Source organism: Brevibacillus sp. BC25, from assembly GCF_000282075.1.
GTDB lineage: Bacteria > Bacillota > Bacilli > Brevibacillales > Brevibacillaceae > Brevibacillus.
The window spans coordinates 1-25,364 of the sequence record NZ_AKIX01000108.1 but is presented as its reverse complement, the minus strand read 5'-3'; the positions used below and the strand labels follow the sequence as shown (position 1 = coordinate 25,364).

General features: G+C 50.0%; 26 protein-coding genes. 22 read left to right on the top strand and 4 right to left on the bottom strand.

Annotation, left to right across the window (positions count from 1 at the left end):
- Positions 1 to 113 precede the first annotated feature (113 nt).
- Complete coding sequence (hrpB, locus tag PMI05_RS24035) at positions 114 to 2,618, top strand: ATP-dependent helicase HrpB (protein WP_007727499.1); 2,505 nt, start codon at positions 114 to 116, stop codon at positions 2,616 to 2,618.
- A gap of 254 nt (positions 2,619 to 2,872) precedes the next feature.
- Here hrpB and bluB read toward each other — a convergent pair whose 3' ends face one another.
- On the bottom strand, positions 2,873 to 3,526 hold the full coding sequence (bluB, locus tag PMI05_RS24030; RefSeq protein WP_007727497.1) for a 5,6-dimethylbenzimidazole synthase: 654 nt from the start codon (positions 3,524 to 3,526) through the stop codon (positions 2,873 to 2,875).
- A gap of 137 nt (positions 3,527 to 3,663) precedes the next feature.
- On the opposite strand from bluB, the gene PMI05_RS24025 reads away from it, so the two are divergent.
- The gene (locus PMI05_RS24025; RefSeq protein WP_007727496.1) at positions 3,664 to 4,347 is read left to right on the top strand and encodes a response regulator transcription factor; all 684 of its coding nucleotides are present in this window, start codon (positions 3,664 to 3,666) and stop codon (positions 4,345 to 4,347) included.
- A 271-nt stretch (positions 4,348 to 4,618) separates the two neighbouring features.
- Here PMI05_RS24025 and PMI05_RS31835 read toward each other — a convergent pair whose 3' ends face one another.
- Entirely contained in the window at positions 4,619 to 4,693 is a 75-nt protein-coding gene (locus tag PMI05_RS31835) for a hypothetical protein (protein ID WP_369751244.1), read from the bottom strand.
- A 108-nt stretch (positions 4,694 to 4,801) separates the two neighbouring features.
- Here PMI05_RS31835 and PMI05_RS24020 point away from each other — a divergent pair, with 108 nt between their 5' ends.
- The 5 genes from PMI05_RS24020 to PMI05_RS24000 all read left to right on the top strand — a co-directional run bounded on the left by PMI05_RS24020 (position 4,802) and on the right by PMI05_RS24000 (position 9,687).
- Positions 4,802 to 5,746, top strand: coding sequence for an ATP-binding protein (locus tag PMI05_RS24020; RefSeq protein ID WP_369751243.1), 945 nt, complete (start codon positions 4,802 to 4,804; stop codon positions 5,744 to 5,746).
- Between the two features lie 143 nt (positions 5,747 to 5,889).
- The gene (locus tag PMI05_RS24015) at positions 5,890 to 7,485 is read left to right on the top strand and encodes an efflux RND transporter periplasmic adaptor subunit (protein ID WP_007727493.1); all 1,596 of its coding nucleotides are present in this window, start codon (positions 5,890 to 5,892) and stop codon (positions 7,483 to 7,485) included.
- Between the two features lie 4 nt (positions 7,486 to 7,489).
- A complete protein-coding gene (locus PMI05_RS24010) occupies positions 7,490 to 8,221 on the top strand; it encodes an ABC transporter ATP-binding protein (protein WP_007727492.1) in 732 nt (243 codons plus the stop codon).
- Positions 8,208 to 9,419, top strand: coding sequence for an ABC transporter permease (locus PMI05_RS24005; RefSeq protein WP_007727490.1), 1,212 nt, complete (start codon positions 8,208 to 8,210; stop codon positions 9,417 to 9,419). The genes PMI05_RS24010 and PMI05_RS24005 overlap by 14 nt, the downstream gene beginning before the upstream one ends.
- A 52-nt stretch (positions 9,420 to 9,471) precedes the next feature.
- Positions 9,472 to 9,687, top strand: coding sequence for a hypothetical protein (locus PMI05_RS24000; protein ID WP_007727488.1), 216 nt, complete (start codon positions 9,472 to 9,474; stop codon positions 9,685 to 9,687).
- Positions 9,688 to 10,057: 370 nt separating this feature from the next.
- Here PMI05_RS24000 and PMI05_RS23995 read toward each other — a convergent pair whose 3' ends face one another.
- On the bottom strand, positions 10,058 to 10,399 hold the full coding sequence (locus PMI05_RS23995; RefSeq protein ID WP_007727486.1) for a hypothetical protein: 342 nt from the start codon (positions 10,397 to 10,399) through the stop codon (positions 10,058 to 10,060).
- Between the two features lie 216 nt (positions 10,400 to 10,615).
- On the opposite strand from PMI05_RS23995, the gene PMI05_RS23990 reads away from it, so the two are divergent.
- From PMI05_RS23990 to mscL, 3 genes are read left to right on the top strand one after another with little or no spacing between them, the layout of a single operon-like run.
- A complete protein-coding gene (locus tag PMI05_RS23990; protein ID WP_007727484.1) occupies positions 10,616 to 11,464 on the top strand; it encodes a nucleoside hydrolase in 849 nt (282 codons plus the stop codon).
- A gap of 4 nt (positions 11,465 to 11,468) precedes the next feature.
- Positions 11,469 to 12,431, top strand: coding sequence for a nucleoside hydrolase (locus PMI05_RS23985; RefSeq protein ID WP_007727482.1), 963 nt, complete (start codon positions 11,469 to 11,471; stop codon positions 12,429 to 12,431).
- Positions 12,415 to 12,879: a large-conductance mechanosensitive channel protein MscL gene (gene mscL / locus PMI05_RS23980; protein WP_007727479.1), complete on the top strand. Its 465-nt coding sequence runs from the start codon at positions 12,415 to 12,417 to the stop codon at positions 12,877 to 12,879. Before PMI05_RS23985 ends, mscL begins: the two co-directional genes overlap by 17 nt.
- A gap of 36 nt (positions 12,880 to 12,915) precedes the next feature.
- On the opposite strand, the gene PMI05_RS23975 is transcribed toward mscL, so the two are convergent.
- Entirely contained in the window at positions 12,916 to 13,689 is a 774-nt protein-coding gene (locus PMI05_RS23975) for a YheC/YheD family protein (RefSeq protein WP_007727477.1), read from the bottom strand.
- 161 nt (positions 13,690 to 13,850) lie between these two features.
- Between PMI05_RS23975 and PMI05_RS23970 the strand changes: the two genes are divergently transcribed.
- The 12 genes from PMI05_RS23970 to PMI05_RS23915 all read left to right on the top strand — a co-directional run.
- Complete coding sequence (locus tag PMI05_RS23970; protein WP_039961280.1) at positions 13,851 to 14,687, top strand: helix-turn-helix domain-containing protein; 837 nt, start codon at positions 13,851 to 13,853, stop codon at positions 14,685 to 14,687.
- Positions 14,688 to 14,763: 76 nt separating this feature from the next.
- Positions 14,764 to 15,129, top strand: a complete 366-nt coding sequence (locus tag PMI05_RS23965; RefSeq protein WP_007727474.1) for an MmcQ/YjbR family DNA-binding protein — start codon at positions 14,764 to 14,766, stop codon at positions 15,127 to 15,129.
- Between the two features lie 5 nt (positions 15,130 to 15,134).
- The gene (locus PMI05_RS23960) at positions 15,135 to 15,512 is read left to right on the top strand and encodes a VOC family protein (RefSeq protein WP_007727472.1); all 378 of its coding nucleotides are present in this window, start codon (positions 15,135 to 15,137) and stop codon (positions 15,510 to 15,512) included.
- Between the two features lie 316 nt (positions 15,513 to 15,828).
- Positions 15,829 to 17,049 carry an anhydro-N-acetylmuramic acid kinase gene (locus PMI05_RS23955; RefSeq protein WP_007727470.1) on the top strand — a complete coding sequence of 407 codons (1,221 nt, stop codon included), beginning with the start codon at positions 15,829 to 15,831 and terminating at the stop codon, positions 17,047 to 17,049.
- A gap of 27 nt (positions 17,050 to 17,076) precedes the next feature.
- Entirely contained in the window at positions 17,077 to 18,612 is a 1,536-nt protein-coding gene (locus tag PMI05_RS23950) for an ABC transporter substrate-binding protein (protein WP_007727468.1), read from the top strand.
- Positions 18,613 to 18,684: 72 nt separating this feature from the next.
- Positions 18,685 to 19,626: an ABC transporter permease gene (locus PMI05_RS23945; RefSeq protein ID WP_007727465.1), complete on the top strand. Its 942-nt coding sequence runs from the start codon at positions 18,685 to 18,687 to the stop codon at positions 19,624 to 19,626.
- Between the two features lie 15 nt (positions 19,627 to 19,641).
- Complete coding sequence (locus PMI05_RS23940; protein ID WP_007727463.1) at positions 19,642 to 20,475, top strand: ABC transporter permease; 834 nt, start codon at positions 19,642 to 19,644, stop codon at positions 20,473 to 20,475.
- A gap of 25 nt (positions 20,476 to 20,500) precedes the next feature.
- A complete protein-coding gene (locus tag PMI05_RS23935; protein WP_007727462.1) occupies positions 20,501 to 21,721 on the top strand; it encodes a serine hydrolase in 1,221 nt (406 codons plus the stop codon).
- 18 nt (positions 21,722 to 21,739) lie between these two features.
- The gene (locus PMI05_RS23930) at positions 21,740 to 22,714 is read left to right on the top strand and encodes an ABC transporter ATP-binding protein (RefSeq protein ID WP_007727460.1); all 975 of its coding nucleotides are present in this window, start codon (positions 21,740 to 21,742) and stop codon (positions 22,712 to 22,714) included.
- Positions 22,711 to 23,679 carry an ABC transporter ATP-binding protein gene (locus tag PMI05_RS23925; protein WP_007727458.1) on the top strand — a complete coding sequence of 323 codons (969 nt, stop codon included), beginning with the start codon at positions 22,711 to 22,713 and terminating at the stop codon, positions 23,677 to 23,679. Before PMI05_RS23930 ends, PMI05_RS23925 begins: the two co-directional genes overlap by 4 nt.
- A 44-nt stretch (positions 23,680 to 23,723) precedes the next feature.
- Positions 23,724 to 24,632, top strand: coding sequence for an N-acetylmuramic acid 6-phosphate etherase (murQ, locus tag PMI05_RS23920; RefSeq protein ID WP_007727456.1), 909 nt, complete (start codon positions 23,724 to 23,726; stop codon positions 24,630 to 24,632).
- A 27-nt stretch (positions 24,633 to 24,659) separates the two neighbouring features.
- A partial coding sequence (locus PMI05_RS23915; protein WP_007727453.1) for an FAD-binding oxidoreductase occupies positions 24,660 to 25,364 on the top strand: 705 nt, incomplete at its 3' end.

Below are 25,364 nucleotides of genomic sequence, written 5' to 3'. Positions count from 1 at the left end.
TCATTATACTATTGAATGATTATTCAGTCATTTTTTGTTTGCGATCCACACTCAACCTACATCCCTGTATCATGTATGATGAATAGGGATGATTGCTCGTATGAGGTGAAAACATGAATGCATTGCCGATAAATGAAGTATTGCCAGAGCTGGTAAACACGCTGCGCAAAGAGACAAACGCAGTGCTGGTCGCTGCTCCGGGTGCGGGGAAGACGACGCGGGTACCACTGGCCTTGCGTGAAGAAGCTTGGTTACACAATCAACGAATTGTAATGCTAGTCCCACGCAGACTGGCCGCACGTCAAGCTGCTACCTACATGGCTACCTTGCTGGGGGAAGAAGTTGGACAAACGGTCGGATACCGGGTCAAGCGTGAATCTAGAGTAGGTCCAGACACACGGATTGAAGTGATTACAGAAGGAATTTTAACGAGAATGCTACAGGATGATCCGGAGCTATCTGATGTCGGTCTTGTTATTTTCGACGAGTTCCACGAACGGAATTTGCACGCAGATTTAGGGCTCGCCCTTAGTCTTCAGGCACAAAGCTTGTTTCGGGAAGACCTGCGAATTCTCGTGATGTCCGCTACGCTCGATGCTGAGCCTGTGTCAGCCTTGCTGGGAAATGCTCCTGTTATCAGTAGTAAAGGCAGGATGTTTCCAGTGGAGACGCACTTTTTGACTTCCCCGATGGAGGGGCGTCTGGAGGAAGCGGTTGTCCAGATGATCTTCCAAGCGTTGAGACAAGAAGAGGGAGATATGCTCGTCTTTTTACCAGGAGCCAAAGAAATTCACCGGGTGCAAGAGTTGCTTGAACAAAGTGGTGTGGGCACGAATATACGGATTGCGCCTCTTTATGGAAATTTGTCGCAGGAGGAACAAGATAAGGCGATCCAGCCCGGGAAAACAGGGGAGCGCAAAATTGTTCTCGCAACTACTATTGCCGAGACGAGCTTGACTGTCGAGGGTGTGCGCATCGTGATTGATAGTGGATTAAAACGGGTCCCGCGCTTTTCTCCACGAACAGGGATGACGAGACTGGAGACTGCAAAGGTATCAAGGGCGTCTGCAGACCAACGTCGAGGAAGGGCTGGACGGCTTGCACCCGGGGTCTGCTTTCGACTGTGGACAGAGCAAGAAGATCGTATGCTCATTCCACAGCAGGCCCCTGAAATCATGGAAGCGGATCTGGCTGTGCTCGCTTTGGAGCTGGCTCTGTGGGGAGTCGGGGCGCCGGAAGAGCTGGATTGGCTGAATCCCCCGCCGAAGCCAGCGATGGCGCAGGCTCAAGAGCTGCTGCTTCAGTTGGGCGCATTAGATGAGCGGAAGCAAATCACACCACATGGACGAGTGCTAACTGGGATGGGGGTGCATCCGAGATTAGGCCACATGATTCAGCAAGCGAATGAACTGGGGCAAGGTGAACTGGCTTGCGAGCTAGCTGTCCTCTTGGAAGAACGAGATATTGTGAGGGGGCGTCAAGCGTCAGCAGATGCGGATATGCGTACACGTGTTGAACTGCTTCGTCAGGTAGCAAACAAACAGAGTGGGGCAGTGGAGCTGCCGATTGATGTAGGAGCATGCAAAAGACTTTGGAAAGAGGCGGCTCACTTCAAGCGGGTTTGGGCAAAAAATCAGTCTGCTGACACTTCCATTCGTAAAGAAGCGACGGGAAGACTGCTGGCGTTTGCGTACCCGGACCGGATTGCCCAGCGAAGGGCAGATGGTCGTTATTTGCTTCGCAATGGGCGTGGGGCGGCTTTTTCGGTGCAACAACCACTGACTGCTTCGCCGTATATTGTAGCAGCAGAACTCGATGACCAAGGCGCAGACAGTCGGATATTACTGGCGGCTAGTGTGGAAGAAAGCGATCTGTTGAATGATTGTGCGATGCAGATTGCCGAACGAATGAATGTATGGTGGGAGCATGCAGTAGGGGCAGTTCGCAGCCGCAAGCAAAAACGGTTGGGGGCGATCCTGCTGGCGGATATACCTGCGGAGGCTTCGCCAGATGAGGTTTTAACAGCGTTTTTGGAAGGAATAAAGGAAGAAGGCTTGGAGATTTTGCCGTGGAATCGACAGGCGAGACAGTATCGCGATCGTTTGCTGTTTATGCATCGTCTGGAGGAAGGCTGGGCGAATATGGAAGATGAGGCACTGCTTGCTTCCTTGGAGGAATGGCTCGCACCCCATGTGTATGGTTTCAAAAGAAAGGAAGACCTGCAGTCGCTGTCAGTGACGACGTTGCTGGAGAGTATGCTGTCATGGGAGCAGCGCAGACAACTAGACGAATACGCTCCGACTCATGTGATCGTCCCGAGCGGTTCCAAAATTCCTGTCGATTACAGCGATCCAGTGGCACCGGTGCTCTCCGTCCGGCTACAGGAGTTGTTTGGTTGGCAAGACTCTCCGAGGATAGGTAGAGGCAGAGTACCACTGACATTGCACCTGCTTTCACCAGCTCATCGTCCGGTACAAGTGACACGGGACTTGGCGAGCTTTTGGGCACATGCGTATTTTGAAGTGAAAAAAGATTTAAAGGGCCGTTATCCCAAGCATTATTGGCCAGATGATCCGCTAGCGGCCATTCCGACTAACCGGACCCGTCCACGTATATAAATCGATTAGCTAGGTATATTCGGGCATAGAGGAAGAGCTCGGTGTCAGGTGAAATTTCCCATTTTGCTAGTTCCATGTTCGTGAGTCACGTCAATTGTGAAACCTTCTTCGTGTTCGGACACGTCAGGAAGATACCGTGAATCACGTACTACCCCTCTATTTCTCAGGGCTGCCTGTTGATCAGGCGGTCTTTTTTTTGTAAAAGAAAAGGGTGCCGCAGTTGCAGCGCCCTTACTTTCGTATAAGATCAAAGCTTACGCCTTGCTCCCCCACTGTTCCCGATAAATCAACTGTTGCAGGTCCTCGCGTTGTCTCCATTGGTGCAGCTCCAGGAGTGGACGTTCCGGATAATGATCCGTGTACCCGATCGACAGCAATGCGACAGGATCGATATGCGGCGGTATGTTCAGGATACGACGCACGTCAGCCTTCTTGTAAAAGCTGACCCAGCCCATCGCCAAATCTTCTGCGTAGGCTGCTAGCCACATGTTTTGGATCGCACAGCTTACAGACATAATATCTGTTTCCGGGATGGAATTGCGTCCGAGTACATGGTCTCCCCCACGTGTAGGATCACAAGTGACACAGATGGTGACAGGTGCTTCCTTGATCCCTTGAATTTTCAACTCTAAAAAGGTCGACTCTCGTCCCGTACCTTCGTAGTGGATGGCAAGTGCCCGGCGTTCTTTATCCGCACATTCTGCGAGAGCTTGTTTGGTTGCGTCGTCTTCCACCAGGACAAAATTCCAAGGCTGCATGAATCCGACAGAAGGAGCATGGTGGGCAGCAGCCAAAATCATGGCGAGCTTTTCCGGGGCGACAGGGTCTTGACGAAAGCTACGAATATCGCGACGATTGCTGATGGCTTTATACAAACCGTTTTTTTCTTCCGCGGTTAAGCGTTTCATGAGAAAAACCTCCCTATTTGCATTCAGGTCTCTTTATTTTACTTACAAAGTATGCTTCCTTCCAGACATCTGCTTGACATATTCATGTCCTACGCTAAAGGGGAGATTCGTCCGAGCAGAGGGGAGAGAGTACGAGCATGCAAAACATCTTAATCGTGGAAGACGAGTTACCCATCTCTCGGGTATTGAAGGCGTATTTGGAAAAAAATAACTTTCGGGTTGAACAGGCATTTAACGGCGAGGAAGCAGAGCAGAAGTTTGATTCACTTAATCCTGCGCTGGTCTTGCTGGATGTGATGCTGCCTGGACGAAGCGGATGGAGTATTCTTGAATATATTCGGGCGAAAAGCTCGTGTCCTGTCATCATGCTGACAGCGTTGGGACAAATCGATAAAAAGCTGGCGGGCTTGAACAAAGGCGCCGATGACTATATCACCAAGCCCTTTATTGCCGACGAAGTGGTAGCTCGCGTACATGCAGTATTACGTCGCTCGAAACAATTGATAGAAGGCAATCATGTCAAGCAGTTTGGCAGTTTGAAAGTCGACTTCAAGGCTTATTCTGTCATGCTGCACGGCATCGAACTGGCGTTTACGCCAAAGGACTTGTGCCTGTTTCTATTTTTGGCACAGTACAAAAACCAGACATTCACCAGAGAACAGCTCATCGAGCAGGTGTGGGGGATGGATTACGAAGGAAGTGATCGCGCAGTAGACCTCGCGATCAAACGCATCCGGCGATCTTTGGAGAATTGGCCGACATCCGAAGGGGAAATCCGTACCTATCGTGGCTTGGGCTACAAGCTGTGCGTATATGAGTGAGAAAAAACGAACCTCTTTGTTTCGCTATTGGACGACGCGATACTTGATCATCTTGTGTATCGGCCTTTTCGTGATCGGGATTGCATCCAGCTACTGGATTTCTTATAGCGAGACACAAAAACGTCTTGATTTTATGAGGCTGATGGCAGCGGAAGTAGCAGATCGGATCGTTGATGTGGAAGGCAAGGTAAAAATGGCTCCGTTCTTGTTTCGTATTGTGGACAGTCGCCAGGAATCACTCGGAGTCAATTACAAGCCAATTATGATGATTTTAGATGAACATAAACAACCAGTGTTTGGCGTACCCGGTCCTTTTTCTGGGGAACTGAAGCGCATCGCACCAGATCTGGTGGAAGCGGATGACAGCCTGTCACAGTTTGAGCTTGCGCGGGGCGACGAAGTTCTTTTCGTGAAGGAAAGCATTAAGGTTGATGAGCGAGTGGTTGGATGGGTCATGCTGTTCACCCCACAAAAACAGGTGATACGCAGCATGACCGAATTCCAATTGCTCGCGATCATGCTTCTGGGTCTCGGTTTGCTTGGCTGGCTCGTCATTTATTTACTGACGAAAAAGCTATCTCAGCCGATCAAGGATGTGGCAGACGCTGCCAAGCAAATCGTGCTGGGAAACTACGAGATTCAATTGGATAAAAACAAGCGCGAACATGAAGTGTATGAGCTGATCCATTCCTTTGAAGAAATGGCAGAACGACTGAAGCAGCTGGAAATGATGCGTACGGAGCTATTGGCAGGGGTGACCCATGAACTCAAAACACCTGTAACGTCCATCAGTGGGCTGGTACAAGCCGTGAGGGAAGAGGTTGTGAGCGGTGAGGAAGCCAAGGAGTTTTTGGATATTTGTACGAAGGAAACGACACGTCTGCAAAAGATGGTAGAGGATTTGCTCGATTTTAACTCTTTTGCTGTGGGTGATATTCGCATTCGCCGGCAACCTCAAAACATGCAGGAGCTGATCCGGGAAATTACGCACCAATGGAAAATTGTGCAGGAAGAAGAGAAGCTCAGCTTGCACATCGAAAGTACATCTGATCCGATCATGATAGATACCGACCCGCTACGTGTGCAGCAAATCATGTACAATCTCCTAAACAATGCAGCACAAGCGATGGAATCGGAGGGGCGGATCGTCGTGTCACTATCTGCATCAGCTGATGAGGTTCGCATTGACGTGAAGGACAGTGGACGTGGGATACCGATAGAGGAACAGTCTTTGATTTTCGAACGATTCTACCGAGGCGAGGACAAGAAGCACATCGTCCGTGGGCTGGGGCTAGGTCTGTCTTTTAGCAGAATGATTGCCCAAGCGTTAGGAGGTATGTTGATTCTGACGGAGAGTACAGCGTCAGGCAGCACCTTCACGTTGATTTTGCGCAAATAAACCATGATTGATCCAAAAACGACCTGGTTCTCTGGTCGTTTTTTTGTGTCTTCATCTGACTTTTCCCTGACGTATTCGTTCCGTATAGTGGTCGCAACCAAAAAGACAAGTCTTCAATCAAGTATACGGTAGGAGGACTGAGCGTGACTCACAAGGAGAAAAAGAGAGAGTTGTTTTCTAAGGTAGGAAGCAACAAGAAAAGGTGGATGGTTGGAGTTTTGGCTGTCGGGGCTGTGATCGTTTCAGGTGGTATATTCGGCTACCAGTCGTTTTTTACCCCACAAACGGCGCAGGCCGCTTTTCAAGTGGAGACGGTAAAAAGGGGAGACATCTCAGAAGTCGTGCAGGCATCAGGCACTGTCCAGGCTTCCAAGCGCTCGTCTCTCTCGTTTTCTGATGCAGAAGAAGCCAAGGATGCGATCTCTACCATTCAGGTCGACGTTGGTGATGCCGTGAAGGCAGGGCAAGTTCTGGCGACGATGGACGATTCCGTAGCGAGAATCCAGGTGACAAATGCGGAAGCAAATCTTTTATCGGCACAAGCCAGGCTAGAGGAGGCACAAAAGCGCAAGAGCCCTGCTGAAATCACTTCTTTGCAAGCCGCCGTCAATCAGAGCAAGAACGAATGGGAGCTCGCAAAGCAAAACATTGACGGGAAAAAAGCGGCGAATGACGTAGAGAAGGCGAAGGCAAACCTGGAAAGTGCTCAGAAGACGTACACTTCCCAGCAGGCCTTGTTCGCGGCAGGTGCGATTGCCAAGAGTGAATTCGACAGTGCCCAGTCCTCGTTGGATCAGGCCCAACGCGATTACAACTCAGCAGTATTGACAGCCGGACAGACCACAGGGCAGGCCAGTGTGAAGGTAGAGCAGGCATTGGCTGCGTATCAAACAGCGCAAGAAGCGTTACAGGAAGCGAATGAAGGCCCAGATGCCGCCACAGTTTTATCGGCTAAAGCAGCGGTGGAACAGGCTAAAGCGGGGTTACAACAAGCACAAAAAGCATTGAGAGCGGTCACCTTGAAAGCACCGATGGACGGAGTGATCGTTCAGGTGAATGGCAATGTAGGCGAAATACCCGGCAATGATTTCATTATCATGGATAATTCGAATAGCGGAGATTTAGAGGTGTTGGCCCAGATTAGCCAGAGTGACATCGGAAAAGTGCAGGAAGGCTTGCCTGTGACGTTTACGACGAGTTCTTATGCGGACGAGACGTTCCATGGAAAGGTAAAGCTGATCTATCCAGAAGCGAAAACTGACGCTGGAGTCACCACTTACGATGTGCTTTTGTCTGTGGCAAACCAGGATAACAAATTGAAGATCGGCATGACGATGAACGTCGCTATCGAACGAGGAACCCATAAAAATGTGCTCGTGGTACCTGCGCAAGCGCTGCAAACGCAAAATGGCAAGGATGGCGTGTATGTACTAAAGGATGCTGCACAACAAGCTGGTGAAGCAGCTGAAGGGAATCAGGCACAGACGAAGCAAGCGAATAACCGCAGTGGAGGCAAAGAGGGCAGAGTGAATATGCCGTATCGATTTGTTCCGATCAAAATGGGATACTTCACTGCCGATCAGGTAGAGGTGACGGAGGGGCTTACCGAAGGAGAGCGTGTTGTCATCCTCGTGAATACACAGACCTCATCTGGAACGAGTAGTCAAAATGGAAATCGAATGGGCGGCGGCGGTATGCCGGGATTCGGCGGAATGGGCGTCCAGATAAGGGGACGGTAGGCAGATGAAACCGGTCATTCAAATAGAAGAGCTGAGAAAACAGTACGTCATCGGAGATCAGGAGATTTATGCGCTCAGGGGTGTCAGCTTGTCGATTGAGGAAGGGGATTTCGTGGCAATCATGGGGCCCTCCGGTTCAGGTAAATCTTCCATGATGAATGTGATTGGCTGTCTGGATAAGCCCACCTCTGGGGAATTTTTTTTGGACGGCTATCCCGTATCACATGCACATGATGATGAATTGGCGGTCATCCGCAATCAGAAAATCGGCTTTGTTTTTCAAAATTTCAATCTGTTGCCACGTACGACCGCAGTTGAAAATGTAGAGCTGCCTCTATTATATGGAGGTAAGCCTGCACGGGAACGAAGAGAAAAAGCCATCCGGGCATTAACGAGTGTCGGTTTGGCAGAGCGATTGAACAACAAGCCCAATGAGCTGTCAGGTGGGCAGCAGCAGCGCGTGTCGATCGCGCGAGCTCTCGTCAATGATCCCGTCATCCTGCTGGCAGATGAGCCGACAGGAGCGCTGGACACGAAGACGAGTGAAGAGATCATGAGTATCTTTCAAAAGCTGAACGATGAGGGCAAAACGGTTATTTTGGTGACACATGAACCTGATATTGCGGAGTATGCGAAGAGGATCATCCGGTTTCGTGATGGGCAAATCATCGCGGATGAAGTGGTGGAGGATCGCAGGAGGATGTCGATGGAGGGGAGAGCAGATGAGCTTTATTGAATGTGTACGCATTTCATTTCGCAGCATCAGGGCAAATGGCTTGCGCTCCGTTCTCACGATGCTGGGAATTATCATCGGTGTGGCAGCTGTTATCGCGATGGTAGCGATCGGAGAAGGGACTTCCACGTCTGTTGCTTCGCAGATCAATGGTTTAGGGAGCAACCTGCTGATTGTCACACCTGGTCAGGCGACACAAGGCAGGGTAAGCCTTGGGGCTGGCTCTCTGAATACGCTGACGATGGCAGATGTAGAGACCCTTATGGAAAAAGAGTCCATTTCGGGTGTGGCTCCGAGCGTCAATGCGCGGGGGCAGATTGTCTGGGGAAGCAACAACTATTCCAGTATGCTCGAGGGGACGTCAGCTGATTTCCCTCAGGTGAGGAATGTGGAAGTAGGACAAGGGCGTTTCTTTAGCAACTTTGAAGTGAAGATGCAATACAACGTGGCTGTGGTGGGGACAGAGGTGGTAAGCAACCTGTTTAAAGGAGCGAACCCAGTGGGGCAAACCGTTCAGATCAACCGGATTCCGTTTACCATCATTGGCGTATTGCAGAGCCAGGGAAGTTCAGGCATGACTAACAACGACGATCGGATCATCATTCCGATTACTACTGCGATGAACAGGTTGACCGGAGGCAAAAACGTGGGCTCGATCTACGTCTCGGCAGCATCGTCGGACTTGATGGAAAAGGCGCAACAAGATATTCAGCAAGCCCTTCGTGCCAATCACAAACTACGACCACAAGCTGCCGATGACTTTCGCATTACGTCTCAATCTGACATTTTAAGCACGGCACAGTCAGTATCCAGCTCGATGACCGCGCTTTTATCTGGCATTGCTGCCATTTCGCTGATTGTTGGCGGGATAGGCGTAATGAACATTATGCTTGTATCCGTCACGGAGCGGACACGGGAGATCGGGATTCGTAAGGCGATTGGAGCCAAGCGGGGAGATATTCTCCGTCAGTTTTTGATCGAAGCGGTTACGCTTAGCCTGATTGGCGGGGTGATTGGTATTGCCTTAGGGGTAGGGGCGGCGTTTTTGGTTAGCAAGCTCGGTCAGATGGCGACCTCAATTAGTCTGTCGCCGATCATGTATGCATTTTTGACATCTACATTGGTTGGTGTCATTTTTGGTGTGTATCCGGCGAGAAAAGCAGCACAGCTCAAACCAATTGACGCACTGCGTTATGAGTGAGTGTGTAATTTTACCAATCCGGGCATACTAGCCGTGAGAGGTGTTAGTGCTGATGGAAAAAAGCGTTCAATTTTCCGTACCATGGCGAGAAGCGACACGCATTGTGAAAAGGATCAAAACAAGCAAATTGCGTTATTTTGTCAAACAACAAGAGGGCAAGACCAGTGTTGCGTTCGTCTTTCCTCGAGTTAGCGTCAGCCAATATGTCTATTTGTATATCATTTTTGGACCGAGAGCTGCTGATGTGCTCAACAACGATAGCAAATAGAAAGATCCCTGATGGCCCGAGCAGGCGTCAGGGATTTGTAATATTTCACAGGAAAACAAAACCTGACACTTTTCGATAGGACTGTTTCATAGTACAATTCCAATATGAACGAACTTGGGGAAGTTCGGGATGGCGGCACCCAATCTGTGCAGAAGGGCCGCCTCTTTTTTTTAATATTGTACAAATGTTCGTTTTCGACAGCATTTTTACCCAGAGGATATAATAGGTACAATTACCTGAATATACAGATGGAATGAGTGAGTAGTTGGATATAAAATAAGCTTATTCACGTAAATACAACGTACTACTCCCTCCCAAGATTTGATCTTGGGGCTTTTTTTGTTCAAAATGCATGAAAAAAAGCCGTTTCTCATGACGGCTTTGTAATCGATAAAGTAGGTTGAAAGCTTCCTTTCAGCAAGGCATCAATAAATTGCTCCTGTGTGAGAGAAATCGTGATGCCCATCCCAGGTAGATCGACAGAAAAAACATTCTCTCGGTACAAATACCAGAGATCGCCTATCGGCTCAATGGAATAGACGTGTATATTTTTCTGTGAATGCTGGCCTGCCTTTTGGATTTCCCGCAACGCTGTAAACAGTTCTCCCCAAACAGGCAGATAAGGCTTCGTTTGGTGCTGCACAATCGCTTGGATCAGTTGGTTTTTCACGAGAGAAATAGCATCCATGGTTGAGTGGTTCAACGAAAGCATGACCGTTATACTCCTTTTGCATGGCTTGGCGCATTAGTCTTGTGTGATGGCGATTTTTGTCGAAGTTATGAATAAGTGTAAGATAGTTATCCGTTCGATGCAAGAGAAGAGAAGGTAGAGATGAGCATTTGGATATTTGACGGTTGCTGCTGATTTGGATAGCATAGGAAAAGCGGTTTTGACAAATGGCAATAGCGAGAAGCGGGAGATGAGATTGTGGCAAAAAAACACCGGTTGATCATCGAGTTTTGCGGTGGATTTGGTCAAGGGCTGGCCTTGCTGTATGCTTTGCGGTCGCCTGATGTTCAAGTGGCAGGAATCATTTGCAGAGACACGCAGTCAAGCTTGGTTAGCAAGCTGATTAATTTTGCACAGCCAGGCTATGAAATTCCAATCGTTACAGGTGCCAAGCAACCGCTTTTCTCAGGAACGATAGAGACGACCACCTCGGAAGGTGTACGGCTCCTTGCAGAAAGCACGCAAGATAAGGAAAGCGATTTGACGCTCGTGACGTTTGATCGTTTGACGACGGTAGCTTTGGCTGTCGCGCGTGATCCACTGTTGGCGCATACATTTACGAGAATCGTGGTGCAGGGTGGAGCCATACGTGTACCAGGAGATGTTACGGCCATTGCTGAAACAAACATGCATGGTGATCCGGAAGCTGCTGCGCTCGTTTTGGCAGCCCGCTTGCCGCTTGTGCTTGTTCCATTAGATACAACCAGCTCGTTTCGTTTGACGGAAGAGCAAGTACATACGCTGGGCAGTCTCGCACAAGCAGTGGGCCTGATCGATAGAATGACGATGTCAGACATGCAGTTCGCCGCTTCTGCTCGTACGCTACATGCATGGGTAGCGATGCTCGCGGCTCTCTCGCCTGAAAAGATGCGGACGGAGCAGATGAAGCTCTCAGTCGAATGCAAAAGTGAATTGTCACGCGGTGCCATTCTAGCCGATCTACGGGCGAAACCGAGTGTAGGAACCGATACGACCGTATGCGTTGAGGTTGAGATGGCAGAGGCAGAGCGCTGGCTGCAAACCGTTTTGGATCAGGGAGGGGTATAAGCGCATGGAAAAAATCATTTTGGATGTAGATACCGGGATTGATGATGCGCTGGCGATTGCTTATGCCGTTCACTCACCTGCTCTTGAAGTGTGTGGGATTACCACGACTTTTGGCAATATTACGGTGGAGGAAGCAACACGCAATACCTTACAGGTGCTAGAGCTGCTGGATGCCTCTACGATTCCTGTCTATCAGGGGGCATCGAAGCCGATTGTTCGCGACCTCACAGGAAAAGCAAGGCTGTTCCACGGTGAAAACGGGCTAGGCAATGTCGTCCTTCCAGAACCATCGACAACGGCTCAGCCACAGTGTGCCACACAATTTCTCATCTCTGCGATAAAGGAATATCCTCACGAATTGACACTCGTGACCGTCGGGAGCATGACCAATCTGGCGCAGGCGATTATGGCTGCTCCAGAAATCATAACCCTTGTCAAACGAGTGGTCGTGATGGGAGGCGCTGTAACGGTGCCGGGGAATCGCACGCCTGTAGCGGAGGCGAATATTTGCGCCGATCCGGAAGCGGCAGCGTATGTCTTCCAGTCCGGTATTCCAGTGACACTGGTAGGCCTGGATGTGACGATGCAAACGCTGCTTACCCGCGAACACTTGCAAGAATGGAGAGCGAAGGATACACGCTTGAGCCATGTTTTCGCAGATATGTGCGAGGTGTACATGAATGCCTATGCTACAGTGGGCAATTTGCGCGGCTGCGGTCTGCATGATCCGTTAGCGGTAGGTGTTGTCATTGATCCGACGTTTGTGAAGTCAGTCCCAATGCATGTTGCAGTAGATACGGCCGGGGGAGCCAGTGATGCCCGTACGATTGGAGACAGACGGGAACATCCAGCGCAGACGCCGAATGTGGACGTGTGCTTGGAGGTTGACCATGAGCGCTTTGTCGGTCATTTTTTGAAACATGTTTTAGGAAATGAAGGAGGAAATCATTGTGTTAAAAGAGTTTAAAGAGTTTGCGTTAAAAGGAAATGTGATGGATCTCGCTGTCGGTGTCGTGATCGGTGGGGCTTTCGGGAAGATTGTGACCTCGCTTGTCAATGACATCATTACTCCCATGATCGGAATGCTTCTGGGTAAGGTGGATTTCTCCGGATTGTTCATCAATTTGAGCGGAGTTCCTTATAAGACGATCGCTGAAGCAAAATTAGCTAAAGCTGCGACACTGAACTACGGGTTGTTCATCAATTCCGTCCTTGATTTTGTCATTATCGCCTTTTCCATTTTTATCGTTATCAAGCAGCTCAACCGTTTCAAACGCAAGCAAGAAGTGGAGAAAGCACCTGAGACAACGAAAGAGTGCCCGCATTGCATCTCCGCGATTCCGCTCAAGGCTACACGCTGCCCGAACTGCACCTCCATGCTGGACACAAAAGGAACAGCATTGGCACACGAATAAGACAAATACACGAATCAGACGAACAGAGGAGGGCGATTATGCCTTCCTCTGTTTTCGTTTCACGCGGTTTTTATACTGATAGTGAAGTCTTTTAATCGTATGGTAATAAGTCTTGTCTTTGAGCTTGGCAAACAGCCCGTGGGAAGGAAAGTCGTAATTGACCTCAATAATGGAGAGGTTTCCCGCTTTATCAATAGCAAAATCAACGCCGATTTGCGCACTGTGCCGATATTTATTAAAGTGGGCACATACACGGTGACTGATTTGGATCAACTGAGAGACGACACTTTTTATTTTGTCGGGTGCGACTGCCTCTGATTTCTTCAAGGCATGCGGGACTGTGACGGCATATCCGCCGCCGCGAGCGACATTGGTAATAATACTGTCGGCACCGGCTACCTTGGCTAGCATGCCGGCATATTGCCATTTGCCCAAGCCATTGCGCATCATCATGACGCGAATATCAAAAGGGCGACCGTCAATTTCAGCTAAATCTAGCCCTTTTTGAATCACGTAATTTTTTTCCGTACACTGCGCGGAGAGCTGCTGCTTCAAGTCAGCCAAAGAATCTGCATGCATAGGTTCTCCGCGCTCCTTGACAAATTGATAGCCCCCGCCATCCGTTTTCCAGACACGAATAATGCCTTTCCCCATATGGGTTCGAGTCGGTTTGATATAGACGGTAGAATACTTCGCTACATACGAGTCCAAACTTGCGGGCTGATATAAAGAAGTAGGTGGTAGGTAAGGGCGAATGTAAGGACTTTTTGAAAAGAACTGATGAAGACTCCACTTGGAGGAGGAGATCACATCATGCACCTCACTTTACGAAAAATCCATTCGTCCCAGCATATGCAGAAGCGATCGTGACCGTTTTTATTTTGAAAGGGGACGTTTTTCAAAAATTGCAAAGGACTTAAGAAGGAGTTAACGGATTGTGGGGGAATATGTGTTCTAATCAGAGGAGAAGGATGGCGAAAATTATGCGGCAATTCCGTCCGGTGCAAACTCCGACTCTGCAACGAGCAAGCGCCCAAAATGCCTATTGCTACCAAGAGTACATGCCCAGCAAATGCCTGGCGAACTATATAGCCTGCTACTGGACCTCAGAGTACGACGGCAAAGGGATAGCACCTACAAGCCGAGTCATACCCGATGGATGCGTCGATATCATTTTCAATCTCGGTGCCACTTCCTATCAGAAGGGGGCATTTCTAACGGGACTGATGAGGACGTACGAGGTTATCCCATTGACCGAACCACAATCCTTGATCGGCATTCGGTTTTACGCTGAGGGAGCAGCTCGCTTTTTACGCTACCCGGTCGCCATGATCAACGGGCATCATCCCAATCTGGAAGACATCTGGGGCAAAGAGGCGGATCAGGTGATAGAAGGCTTGCTCGAGGCTTCCGACACGGCGGAGCGGATCGCTTGGTTGGAGCAGGAGCTTATCAAACGATTGTGGATAGATGATCCCGCAGACCAGTTGCTTTTGACAAGCATGAACTATTTATATGAATACAGAGGAAATCTTTCCATGGCCGAGCTTGCCGAGAAAGTGAATTATAGCGAGAGAACCTTGCGCAGGACGTTTCAACACCAGTTGGGAATGAGCCCGAAGGAACTGGGACGAATCATTCAATTTCAAGGGCTGCTGCAAATGCTGGCTAAGGGAACACGGACTTCGTTTACAGATGTAGCTCTCCAATGTGGCTATTACGATCAGTCGCACTTGATCAAGAGCTTCCACACTTTTTACGGTGAAGCTCCAAGTAAAATTGTCTCGCCAGATCGTGCGAATCGATAATCTTGAAAAGTTGTCCGTTTTTTACAATCTTCTTTTTGCGAGACGCGTTACCCTAAAGAAAGGATGGTGAATTCATGTGAATGAACAAACATTAGATACATATTGTCGGAAGCAGCCCGGTACCACCCATGACTATCAGATGGATTGGGAATGCGATCGCTACCATGTCGGAGGCAAAATATTTGCCATGATCGGAGGCGATTCCAAAGGTGTTCGCATCCTCACCTTGAAATGCGATCCGATGCGTGCGGAGGAATTGCGCGAGACCTACGAAGGGATCGTACCTGGCTATCACATGAATAAATCCCATTGGAATTCTGTCTACTTGGACGCTGACATTCCCGAAGGCTTATGGGAAAAGATGATCGAGCATGCGTACGAAACGGTGCTCCAAAAGCTGCCCAAGCGCGTCCAGCAAGAAATCAAGAGCGAACAGGAGTGAGTGATGTGGGAATCAAGCTTGATATGGTAGGGATAGTCGTACAGGACATGAAAAAAGCGTTGGATTTCTATCGAGTACTCGGTTTCGATATTCCCGAGGGAGCAAATGACGAGCCGCATGTGGAGGTAGCGCAGGACGGTGTTCGTCTGGCCTTTGATACAATGGAAGTTGCCAAGAGTGTGTATGGAGGATGGGAAGCACCTGTCGGGCATCGGATTGAGCTGGCTTTTTTGTGTGAGGATGCTGCGGCGCTTGATGCGTTGTATACGAAAATCGTTTCACATGGCTACGAGAGTCACCGTGAGCCGTGGGATGCTTTTTGGGGCCAGCGGTATGCCATTGTGAAAGACCCGGATGGGAACCTGATCAGTTTGTTTGCGTAATACGATCCTTATATAAGAAGACAAGCCGAACCTATGTGAAAAAGGTTCGGCTTGTTTGCGTTTGTGGACGGAATCATTGGCTGATATATAAAACTTTTTAATAGGAAAACATACCCATAACATCGCGGTTTTTTCTCAATAGAACGGGCTCGTGCTGTGACAGCTTGAACGGGGTGAGACTTGTGCATGGTTGTTGTTTTAGGAAATAAAATTTACTAATAATCGATTGACGTGCGTAATTTTACTACATATAATGAAAGCGATAACAGGAACGAATTTTTCAACGATTCTCGATTCTCAAATGGGGGCTTTTGACATGGATCAACCTGCAAAATTGCTCGATTATCGTGCGAAAAATGAGCATGTACTCATCGGCCTCATGTCGGGTACTTCGCTGGATGGCATTGATGCCGCACTCGTAGCGATCCGCACAGATGAACAGGGCGAGATTGAAAAGGTGACTCTCCGCGATTTTTTTTATATGCCTTACTCCGATGACTTGCGTGAGTGGGTCATGAATCTGTGCAGTGTAGAGACAGCGAGAGTGGATCAGTTGACTGCGGTTCATTACGGCTTATCTGAATGGTATGCCTATGCGGTACAGCAATTGATGGAGAAAGCTGGTGTCATGACAGCCGAAGTTGATGCAGTCTGTATGCACGGACAAACCATTTGGCATATTGCCGGGCGCACGCCATTTCCTGGACCACAAGGAATGACAGAGGTCAGAGCGTCCTTGCAAATCGGCGAGCTATCCACACTGGCAGAACGTACGGGTATTCCGGTAGTGGGAAACTTCCGCGCTCGAGACTTGGCTGCTGATGGAGAAGGAGCACCGCTTGTTCCGTATGCGGACTATATTTTGTTCCGCCATCCGCAAAAAGGCAGACTGCTACAAAACATCGGTGGAATTGCCAATGTCACATTACTTCCTGCGAGCGCAGCTATCGATCAAGTCGTCGCTTTTGACACAGGCCCTGGCAATATGATCATGGATCAAATCGTTCAGCTCATGACCAACGGACAGATGAGATATGACGAGGGTGGCAAGCTGGCCGCAGGTGGCACCGTATCTTCGGTGCTACTGGAAAAATGGATGCAGGACCCTTATTACCAGATCAAGCCACCGAAAAGCACAGGTCGCGAAGTATACGGCAAAGCTTTTGCCCAAGAGCTGTTTCATGATGCGAATCAACTCGGGATTAGTCAGACGGATCTGCTAGCAACCGTGACAGCATTGACTGCCACGACAATTGCGAATGCCTATATGCAATTCGTATTACCCACAACCAAAGTGGAGGAAGTGATCGTCTCAGGGGGAGGCGCTCATAACCAGACGCTTCTCACCATGCTGCAGCGTCAATTGCCGACAGGAATGACCGTGATGACGGCGCAGCAGTTTGGGATGCCTGACGATGCGAAGGAAGCCGTCGCTTTTGCCATTTTGGGTCATGAGACACTAATGGGACGACCATCCAATGTGCCATCTGTAACAGGGGCGAAGAGGGCTGTACCGTTAGGAAATATATGCTTCTAACATGAGATCAACAGAGGGGGTAACATCGTGAAAAAACGAGTATTGGCAGGCTTTTTCCTATCATTGTCTCTCATGCTTTCCGCTTGTTCTGGTGGAGGAACAGCACCGGCAGAGCAAGGCAAGTCAGCAGAAGGACAAGCAAAAACAGAATTGATCGTGGCAGCCGAGCAAGAGCCAGTGGGCTATGACCCGCACAAGGTTCCAGCGGCATCCAGTTTGCGGGTCTATGCGCTCATTTACGATAGCCTGACCAAGTTGGACGAGAACATGAACATCGTACCGAACCTGGCAGAGAAATGGGAGATTGCGCCAGACGGAAAAACGGTCACCATGTTCCTGCAAAAAGGCGTCAAATTCCACAATGGCAAAGACATGACGGCAGAGGACGTAAAATTCAGCTTTGAGCGAATCATGAATCCAGACACGGGTTCGATCGCGAAATCGTATTTTTCCAGCGTAGAAGCAATTGAAGTGAAAGATCCAACGACGGTTGTTTTCAAGCTGAAAAATGCGGATGCCTCGTTCGTTGCAAATACGGCAAGCGCCTATGCTTCCATCGTGCCAGCAGGCTCCACTGACCTGACCAAGGAAGCAATCGGTACGGGTCCATTCAAAATGGAAAAAAGTGAGTCAGGACAATATGTCCTGCTGAAGAAAAATGCGGATTACTTCAATAAAGAACTGCCAAAGGTAGAGTCCATCAAGTTCCAAATCATGAAGGACGAAGCTGAGCGTCTCGCTGCGATTCGCTCTGGTAAAGTCGACATCAGCATGGTGTCTGCTGATTCTGCGAAGCTCTTGGAAGGCAAGCCAGGCGTACAGATCAAGAACTACCAATCCTTGGAGTACAGTTACCTGGGCATTAACGTAAACAAAAAGCCTTTTGACAATCCAAAAGTGCGCGAAGCGATTAGTTATGCCGTTGACCGTAACCAAATTATCCAGACTGTTTGGAAAGGGGAAGCGACTCTGACTGGTCCGATCGCGCCTGCGTTGACCAACTCGGCTTTGGACCCTACTACTTATCCGACCTACAAAACAGATGTAGAAAAAGCGAAGCAATTGCTGGCGGAAGCGGGCTATCCAAACGGTTTCGAGACCCAAATCGAGACAGCAGCAACTTATCCAGACATGGTAGAAACGGCACAAGTGATTCAACAACAGCTCAAAGCAATTGGCATCAATGCGAAGATCAACCAGCTTGAGTGGGGGAACTACATCGATACGTGGAAATCCAAGGACATGAACCTGATGGTAGGCCGCAACACTTCTGGTGTAGATGCTGACCGTTCTATGCGCTTCTTCTTCTCGACAACTGGTTCTGCTAACGTGTGGAACTATTCCAACCCTGCCTACGATGAACTGGTGCAAAAAGCACTGACAACAGTAGATCAGGCAGAGCGCAAAAAGCTGTATGACGAAGCACAAACCATGCTGGTAGCAGATGCACCAAACCTGTTCCTGGCATCACCGAAAAACTACTACGCCGTGCGTGACAACGTCGATTTCACACCGACCGCAGCGGGCGAAGTATACTCGCTGATCAAAACTTCGATCAAGTAATGTAGCATACGTGTGATGAAGGCTCCGCCAGAGGATAGGCGGAGCCAAGTTTCTAAATATGGAGGGAAACTCGTGGGATCTTATCTAATCAAACGTGTCGCCAGCCTGATTCCCATCCTGTTTGGCATATCCGTCTTGATCTTCACGATCCTGCATCTGGTGCCGGGCGATCCAGCTTCCATCATGCTAGGAACGAGTGCCACACCGGAAGCAATTGCGGCGTTGAATAAAAGCATGGGGCTGGATCAGCCGCTGATTAACCAGTACCTGCATTGGGTTACAGGAATCCTGCAAGGGAATTTTGGCGTATCGGTCCATACAGGAGAAGAGATTTTGCCTCAAATTCTCAAGCGATTTGCCATTACCATGCAACTGACTGTATTTGGCGTTCTGATTGGGTGGGTACTCGCGATTCCGTTCGGGATTCTCTCAGCGATTCGCGCTCATTCCAAAACAGATATCGTGGTTCGTGTGTTTACACTGCTAGGCATTTCTGTGCCGAACTTTGCCATCGGGACACTGCTTTTGCTCGGCTTTTCGCTTTATTTCAACTGGTTCCCGCCTATTGATGTGGTGAACTTCTGGGATGATCCGATCGAGGCATTCAAGGTATTCATACTGCCTGCAACAACGATGGGGATTGTGGTGGCTGCTGGCGTGATGCGGATGACTCGTTCTGCGTTTTTGGAAACCATGGACAAAGATTTTATTCGGACAGCACGGGCCAAGGGTAACAGTAAATGGACAATCGTCATGGGCCATGCGTTCCGCAACTCTTCGATTCCGATCGTCACGATCGCAGGTATGCAGATTGGTTACCTGCTGGGTGGGTCTGTTATCGTCGAGCAGCTGTTCTCGATTCCTGGTTTGGGCCAGTACATTCTGGAGGGAATTTATCAGCGGGATTATCCGGTTGTACAGGGAGGCGTTTTGTTCGTCGCTCTGGTGTTTGTCCTGGTCAATCTGCTCATCGACCTGATCTATACCTGGATTGATCCGCGTATCAAGTATTGACAAGGGGAATGCGACATGAGCACATTTCGAAAGCGTTTTTTGGCGAATAAGACAGCCGTCTTCTGCTCCATTTTGCTGGCGTTGCTCTGTTTGACGGCAGTGCTGGCTCCGGTGTTGGCTCCGCATGACCCGACACAGATGTTTCAGGATCATCGGATGGAAGGCAGCTCGGGTGAGTTTTTGTTAGGTACGGACCAGTTTGGTCGTGATATTTTGAGCCGCATCATCCACGGTGCGCGCGTATCGCTGGTGGTCGGGCTTTCTGCCGTTCTTGTCAGCGCCGTTTTCGGTACGCTGTTTGGCTTGATCGCTGGCTACTTCGGGCGCTGGATTGACGGTTTTATCATGCGCTGTATGGACGTTTTGTTTGCTTTTCCGGAAATTTTGCTGGCGCTGGCGATTGTCGCCGCATTAGGGCCGGGAACCTTCAACACGATCATGGCTATCGGGATCGTGAATATTCCGATCTTCACCCGGACGGTGAGGGGAGCGGTTCTCTCTATCAAAAATCTGGAGTACGTAGAAAGCGCTCGTGCCATCGGTGCGAGTACACCGCGTATCTTGTTTCAGGAAATTTTTCCGAATGTAACGGCACCGCTGCTGGTTCAATCCTCCCTGGCGATTTCAGGTGCGATCCTGACAGAATCGGCTCTCAGCTTTTTGGGCTTGGGGATTCAGCCGCCAGACCCGTCATGGGGCGGAATGATTTCAGAGGCGCGCCGCTACATGGAGCTGGCTCCGGGCATGATCATCTGGCCATGCATTGCCATGACGGTGACGATTCTTGCTTGCAACATGTTTGGGGATGCTGTCCGCGATATTCTCGACCCGCGTCATCGTGGGAAATAGGAACGATAGGCAGGGGTGAGAACGAATGAACGTGCAACAGATCAGAGAACGAATGGAGTCCAGTCTGACGCAAGGGATTCATCAGGGCATTTTTCCGGGAGGCGCTGTCAGCATACTGCGAAAAGGTGCGCCTGCTGTGACAGTTTGCATGGGAAAAACAAGCTATGGACACGATGGAAGGCCAGTTCATAGTCAAACGCTGTACGATATGGCCTCTTTGACCAAGGTGATGGTGACCTTGCCACTCATCCTCATCAGTGTGCAGGAAGGTAAGCTCTCGTTGACTGACTCCGTGACGACCTACTTGCCAGAATTGGCGAGCGCCCACGATCAGGAACGCAAAGGGCAGATCAAAATTATTCACCTGCTCACACATACATCGGGACTTCCTGCATGGCGTCCGTACTTTTTGCTGGGGAAAAATCGGGAGGACTATTTGCGGCTCATCGCAAACGAGTCGATGCTGGATGACCCTGCACGTAACGTTGTGTACAGTGATCTGGGATTCATGCTGTTGGGCTTTTTACTGGAGCGCATCTGGGACGAGGAACTGGACGCGCTGGCGAAGCGACTGATTTTTCAACCGAGCCGAATGCTTCATACGAGCTACTTGCCGCTGGAACAAACACGTCTGCAAGGAATGGACATTGCTGCTACGGAGAAGGGAAATGCCTTTGAACAAGAGATGGCTGTGAATTTTTTGTCGGAGCTAGCAGAAGCCAGACTTCCTTTGGCGTTGGAATGGCAGCAAGCTTTGACTGGATACGTTTGGCGAGAAGGAGTGATTAGTGGCACTGTTCACGATTGCAACGCCCACTATGGCTTGGAAGGTGTCAGTGGGCACGCCGGACTTTTTTCCACCTTGGCTGATACAGAGCGCTACATGCACATTTGGACGAGTGGGAAGGCTTCCGTACAGCTTGATCCGACACTGTGTGCCTTGGCTACTCGCTCACTCACAGACCATTCGATCCATCGCAGAGGATTGGGATGGATCATTTCCCCGACAGGCGGCTCCCTAGAACAGCTTGCCGCAGGTTGCAGTGGGGGAGATCTTGTTTCGGAGCGCGCCTTTGGGCATACCGGCTTTACAGGAACGTCGATCTGGTCGGACCCAGCGAGAGACGTGACACTGATTACATTGACAAACCGCGTGCATCCTGTCGCGAACCCGTTGATCGGGACGTGGCGGACCGCTCACCATAACCGATTATTTTCTGTAATCAAACCTGACCACACATCCTGATGAAAAGGGGGAGTACTCATGGCAGCCATGCTTACAATTGATGATTTGCGAACTTCTTTTATCCAAGCAGGCAAAAAGCTGACCGTGATCGAGGGTGTCAGTCTCTCTGTAGAGCCTGGTGAAACCGTCGGTGTGGTCGGTGAATCCGGATGTGGAAAAAGCGTGACCAGCATGTCCATCATGCAGCTCTTGGGACGGAATGTAGAGATGACCGGGAGCATCCGTTTTCAAGACAAGGAGCTGCTCTCACTCACGGATAAACAAATGCAGACGATTCGCGGCAATCAGATCGCGATGATTTTTCAGGAGCCGATGACTTCGCTCAATCCATTGCATTCGATCGGCAAACAGATCAGCGAGCCGCTTCGTCGGCATCTCGGATTGTCCAAACAGGAAGCCAAGCGACGGACGATCGAGCTTTTGAACGAAGTCGGAATTCCGCGAGCCAATGAAATCATTTCCGACTATCCGCACCAATTGTCAGGCGGGATGCGTCAACGTGTGATGATTGCGATGGCGATGTCTTGTGCGCCCAAGCTACTGATTGCCGACGAACCGACGACGGCGTTGGACGTGACGATTCAGGCGCAAATATTGGAACTCATGAAAAAAGTCCGGCAAGAGCAAGGCACTTCCATCCTGCTTATCACACATGACTTGGGAGTCGTGGCGGAGATGTGTCATCGCGTCATCGTCATGTATGCAGGTCAAATCGTAGAGGAAGCCGACGTCAAGCAGCTGTTTGACGAGCCGAAGCATCCGTATACGAGAGGGCTTTTGAAATCGATGCCTTCTGTCAGTGTCAACCAAGAGCGTTTGGATGCGATTCCGGGCTCGGTGCCCCTTTTGAGCGAAATGCCTGTGGGATGTCGTTTTGCACCGCGCTGCTCACAAGTCATGGATATTTGCCGCGAGAAAAATCCAGAGCTTATGCCTGTCGCAGACAACCAAAATTGCCGCTGCTGGCTGTATCGCGAGGAGGACGTGCAATGAGGCAACCACTGCTGGAAGTCAAATCTTTGACCAAGCATTTCACGAGCAAGCAAGGATTCTTCAGCAAGGAGAAAATCGTCCGTGCCGTCGATGGAGTCAACCTGACTGTTTATCCGGGTGAGACTGTCAGCATCGTAGGCGAATCAGGTTGTGGGAAGTCCACGACAGGACGATGCATCCTGCGCCTGATTGAGCCGACTGATGGAGAAGTCTTTTTTGAAGGACAGGATATCCGCAAGCTCAATGAATCAGAGCTGCGCAGAGCCAGACGCAACATGCAGCTCGTGTTTCAGGACCCGTTTGCCTCGCTGAACCCACGAAAAACAATCGGGCAGCTGTTGGAGGACCCACTCATCATCCACGGCATCGGCAATTCAGCAGAACGCCGCAAGCAAGTCGAGGAGATGATCCAGATCGTCGGCCTCTCCAAGCAGCAGCTGGATCGCTTTCCGCATGAGTTTTCCGGTGGTCAGCGCCAGCGGATTGGCATAGCAAGGGCACTGATTTTGCGCCCGAAGCTGATTGTGGCCGATGAGCCGGTGTCTGCTCTGGACGTGTCGATTCAGGCGCAAATTTTGAACCTAATGCAAGATTTGCAAAAGGAGTTCAATCTGACGTATTTGTTTATCTCGCATGATTTGAGTGTCGTCCGCCATATTTCGGACCGGGTAGCGGTCATGTATCTCGGAAAAGTGGTGGAGGTAGCGGATAAACAATCGTTGTACGAGAAACCAACACATCCCTATACACAAGCACTGTTATCAGCGGTGCCTGTACCGAATCCCCATTTGACTACACAGCGGATCATTTTGGAGGGAGACCTGCCTAGTCCAGCGAATCCGCCGTCTGGCTGCACATTTCATCCGCGTTGCCGCTACTGTATGGACATTTGCAAAACAGTCGCGCCCGTGGCTAGCGAGGTTTCAGCAGGGCACTTTGTCACTTGCCATCTGGATCAGTCATGAAGTGAGCATGGGGCAGTAAGATTGAAAAGGAGGTTCGATAGAGCATGAATCTGGAGAACTTGCAAGCATTGACGACTGAAGGAAAAAACGAAGGCAGCAGTGATTTGGATCAATTGAGTGCCCGAGGCATCGTACAAATGATGAACGATGAGGACAAAAAGGTTCCTTATGCAGTTGAGCGCGTCCTCGATCAAGTATCCGATGCGGTAGATGTCATCACACACGCATTGGAAAAGGGCGGAAGACTGTTTTACTTTGGTGCTGGAACGAGTGGACGTTTAGGGATCTTGGATGCGTCCGAGTGTCCGCCGACCTTTGGTACCCAGCCTGAGCTCGTTCAGGGTGTGATTGCAGGCGGACCATCCGCAATGGTACGCGCGGTAGAAGGTGCAGAGGATTCTTTTGTATTAGGCCAAGAAGATGTGCATAAATACGGCGTGACCAAAAAGGATGTGGTCGTAGGGATCGCAGCCAGTGGACGGACTCCGTATGTTCTCGGTGTTTTGGCGGAGGCACAGAAGATCGAAGCCAAGACGATTGCTGTCTCTTGCAACAAGCCTTCGTACATCAATGAAGGCGTAGATGTCGCGATTAATGTCGTCGTAGGACCGGAAGTATTAACCGGATCGACGAGGCTCAAGGCAGGAACGGCCCAAAAGCTGGTGCTGAACATGCTGACGACAGCGACCATGATTCGTTTGGGCAAAGTGTACGGAAATCTGATGGTTAGTGTGCAGGCGACCAACCTCAAGCTGAGGGAACGAGTAAAGCGGATCATCATGGAAGTGACCGGGGCGAGTTACGAGGAGGCGGAGCAACTGGCTGATCAGGCAGACGGTGATGCGAAGACAGCCATTATTATGAAGCTGACCGGATCGAGCAGGGAAGAGGCCACTCGTCTGTTGAATGTTACCAATGGAAGAATCAGGGAAGCTATTCAGCAGTTGGACTAAGTTTTTGGGAAAGGATGGAGAGATTCCATGTTGCCAGAATCCATTCGCGAAGAACTGCGTGCCATCGTCGGAGAGAAAAACTGTCTCGACAAACAGGAAGCATTAGTCGCCTATTCGTATGACGCAACGCCGATGCAGCAAGCATTGCCGGATGTGGTCGTCATACCGAAGAGCACAGCCGAGGTCCAACAGGTCATGCGAGTTGCAGCACGACATCACATCCCGATTGTGACGCGTGGAGCAGGCTCCAATCTATGCGGCGGTACGATACCTGTCGGTGGTGGAATTGTCTTAGTATTGAGTCGGATGAATCAGATCGTAGAGATTGACGAGCAAAATTTGACGATAACGGTACAGCCGGGAGTTCGAACGGTCGACATCCATCAGGCGGTAGAGGCACTCGGTTTGTTTTACCCACCAGATCCAGGCAGCATGGTCATCTCCACGATTGGCGGGAATATTGCGCTTAATTCGGGTGGACTGCGCGGGTTGAAGTACGGGACAACCAAGGATTACGTGCTGGGTCTCGAAGCTGTGTTGCCGAACGGAGAGGTCATCCGTACCGGGGGCAAGCTGATGAAGGATGTGGCGGGCTATGATCTGACCAAGCTCTTGGTCGGCAGCGAGGGCACATTGGCGATCATTACCGAGGCTATTCTCAAGCTGATTCCGAAGCCGCAGACACAGCGAGTTATGCTCGCGATGTTCGCAGATATGGCACAGGCGGCGAGG

Coding starts and splice junctions, on each gene's coding strand:
- hrpB (WP_007727499.1), top strand. CDS start 114: ATGAATGCATTGCCGATAAATGAAGTATTGCCAGAGCTGGTAAACACG.
- bluB (WP_007727497.1), bottom strand. CDS start 3,526: ATGAAACGCTTAACCGCGGAAGAAAAAAACGGTTTGTATAAAGCCATC.
- PMI05_RS24025 (WP_007727496.1), top strand. CDS start 3,664: ATGCAAAACATCTTAATCGTGGAAGACGAGTTACCCATCTCTCGGGTA.
- PMI05_RS24020 (WP_369751243.1), top strand. CDS start 4,802: ATGCTGTTCACCCCACAAAAACAGGTGATACGCAGCATGACCGAATTC.
- PMI05_RS24010 (WP_007727492.1), top strand. CDS start 7,490: ATGAAACCGGTCATTCAAATAGAAGAGCTGAGAAAACAGTACGTCATC.
- PMI05_RS24005 (WP_007727490.1), top strand. CDS start 8,208: ATGAGCTTTATTGAATGTGTACGCATTTCATTTCGCAGCATCAGGGCA.
- PMI05_RS24000 (WP_007727488.1), top strand. CDS start 9,472: ATGGAAAAAAGCGTTCAATTTTCCGTACCATGGCGAGAAGCGACACGC.
- PMI05_RS23995 (WP_007727486.1), bottom strand. CDS start 10,399: ATGCTTTCGTTGAACCACTCAACCATGGATGCTATTTCTCTCGTGAAA.
- PMI05_RS23985 (WP_007727482.1), top strand. CDS start 11,469: ATGGAAAAAATCATTTTGGATGTAGATACCGGGATTGATGATGCGCTG.
- PMI05_RS23970 (WP_039961280.1), top strand. CDS start 13,851: ATGGCGAAAATTATGCGGCAATTCCGTCCGGTGCAAACTCCGACTCTG.
- PMI05_RS23955 (WP_007727470.1), top strand. CDS start 15,829: ATGGATCAACCTGCAAAATTGCTCGATTATCGTGCGAAAAATGAGCAT.
- PMI05_RS23940 (WP_007727463.1), top strand. CDS start 19,642: ATGAGCACATTTCGAAAGCGTTTTTTGGCGAATAAGACAGCCGTCTTC.
- PMI05_RS23935 (WP_007727462.1), top strand. CDS start 20,501: ATGAACGTGCAACAGATCAGAGAACGAATGGAGTCCAGTCTGACGCAA.
- PMI05_RS23930 (WP_007727460.1), top strand. CDS start 21,740: ATGGCAGCCATGCTTACAATTGATGATTTGCGAACTTCTTTTATCCAA.
- PMI05_RS23925 (WP_007727458.1), top strand. CDS start 22,711: ATGAGGCAACCACTGCTGGAAGTCAAATCTTTGACCAAGCATTTCACG.
- murQ (WP_007727456.1), top strand. CDS start 23,724: ATGAATCTGGAGAACTTGCAAGCATTGACGACTGAAGGAAAAAACGAA.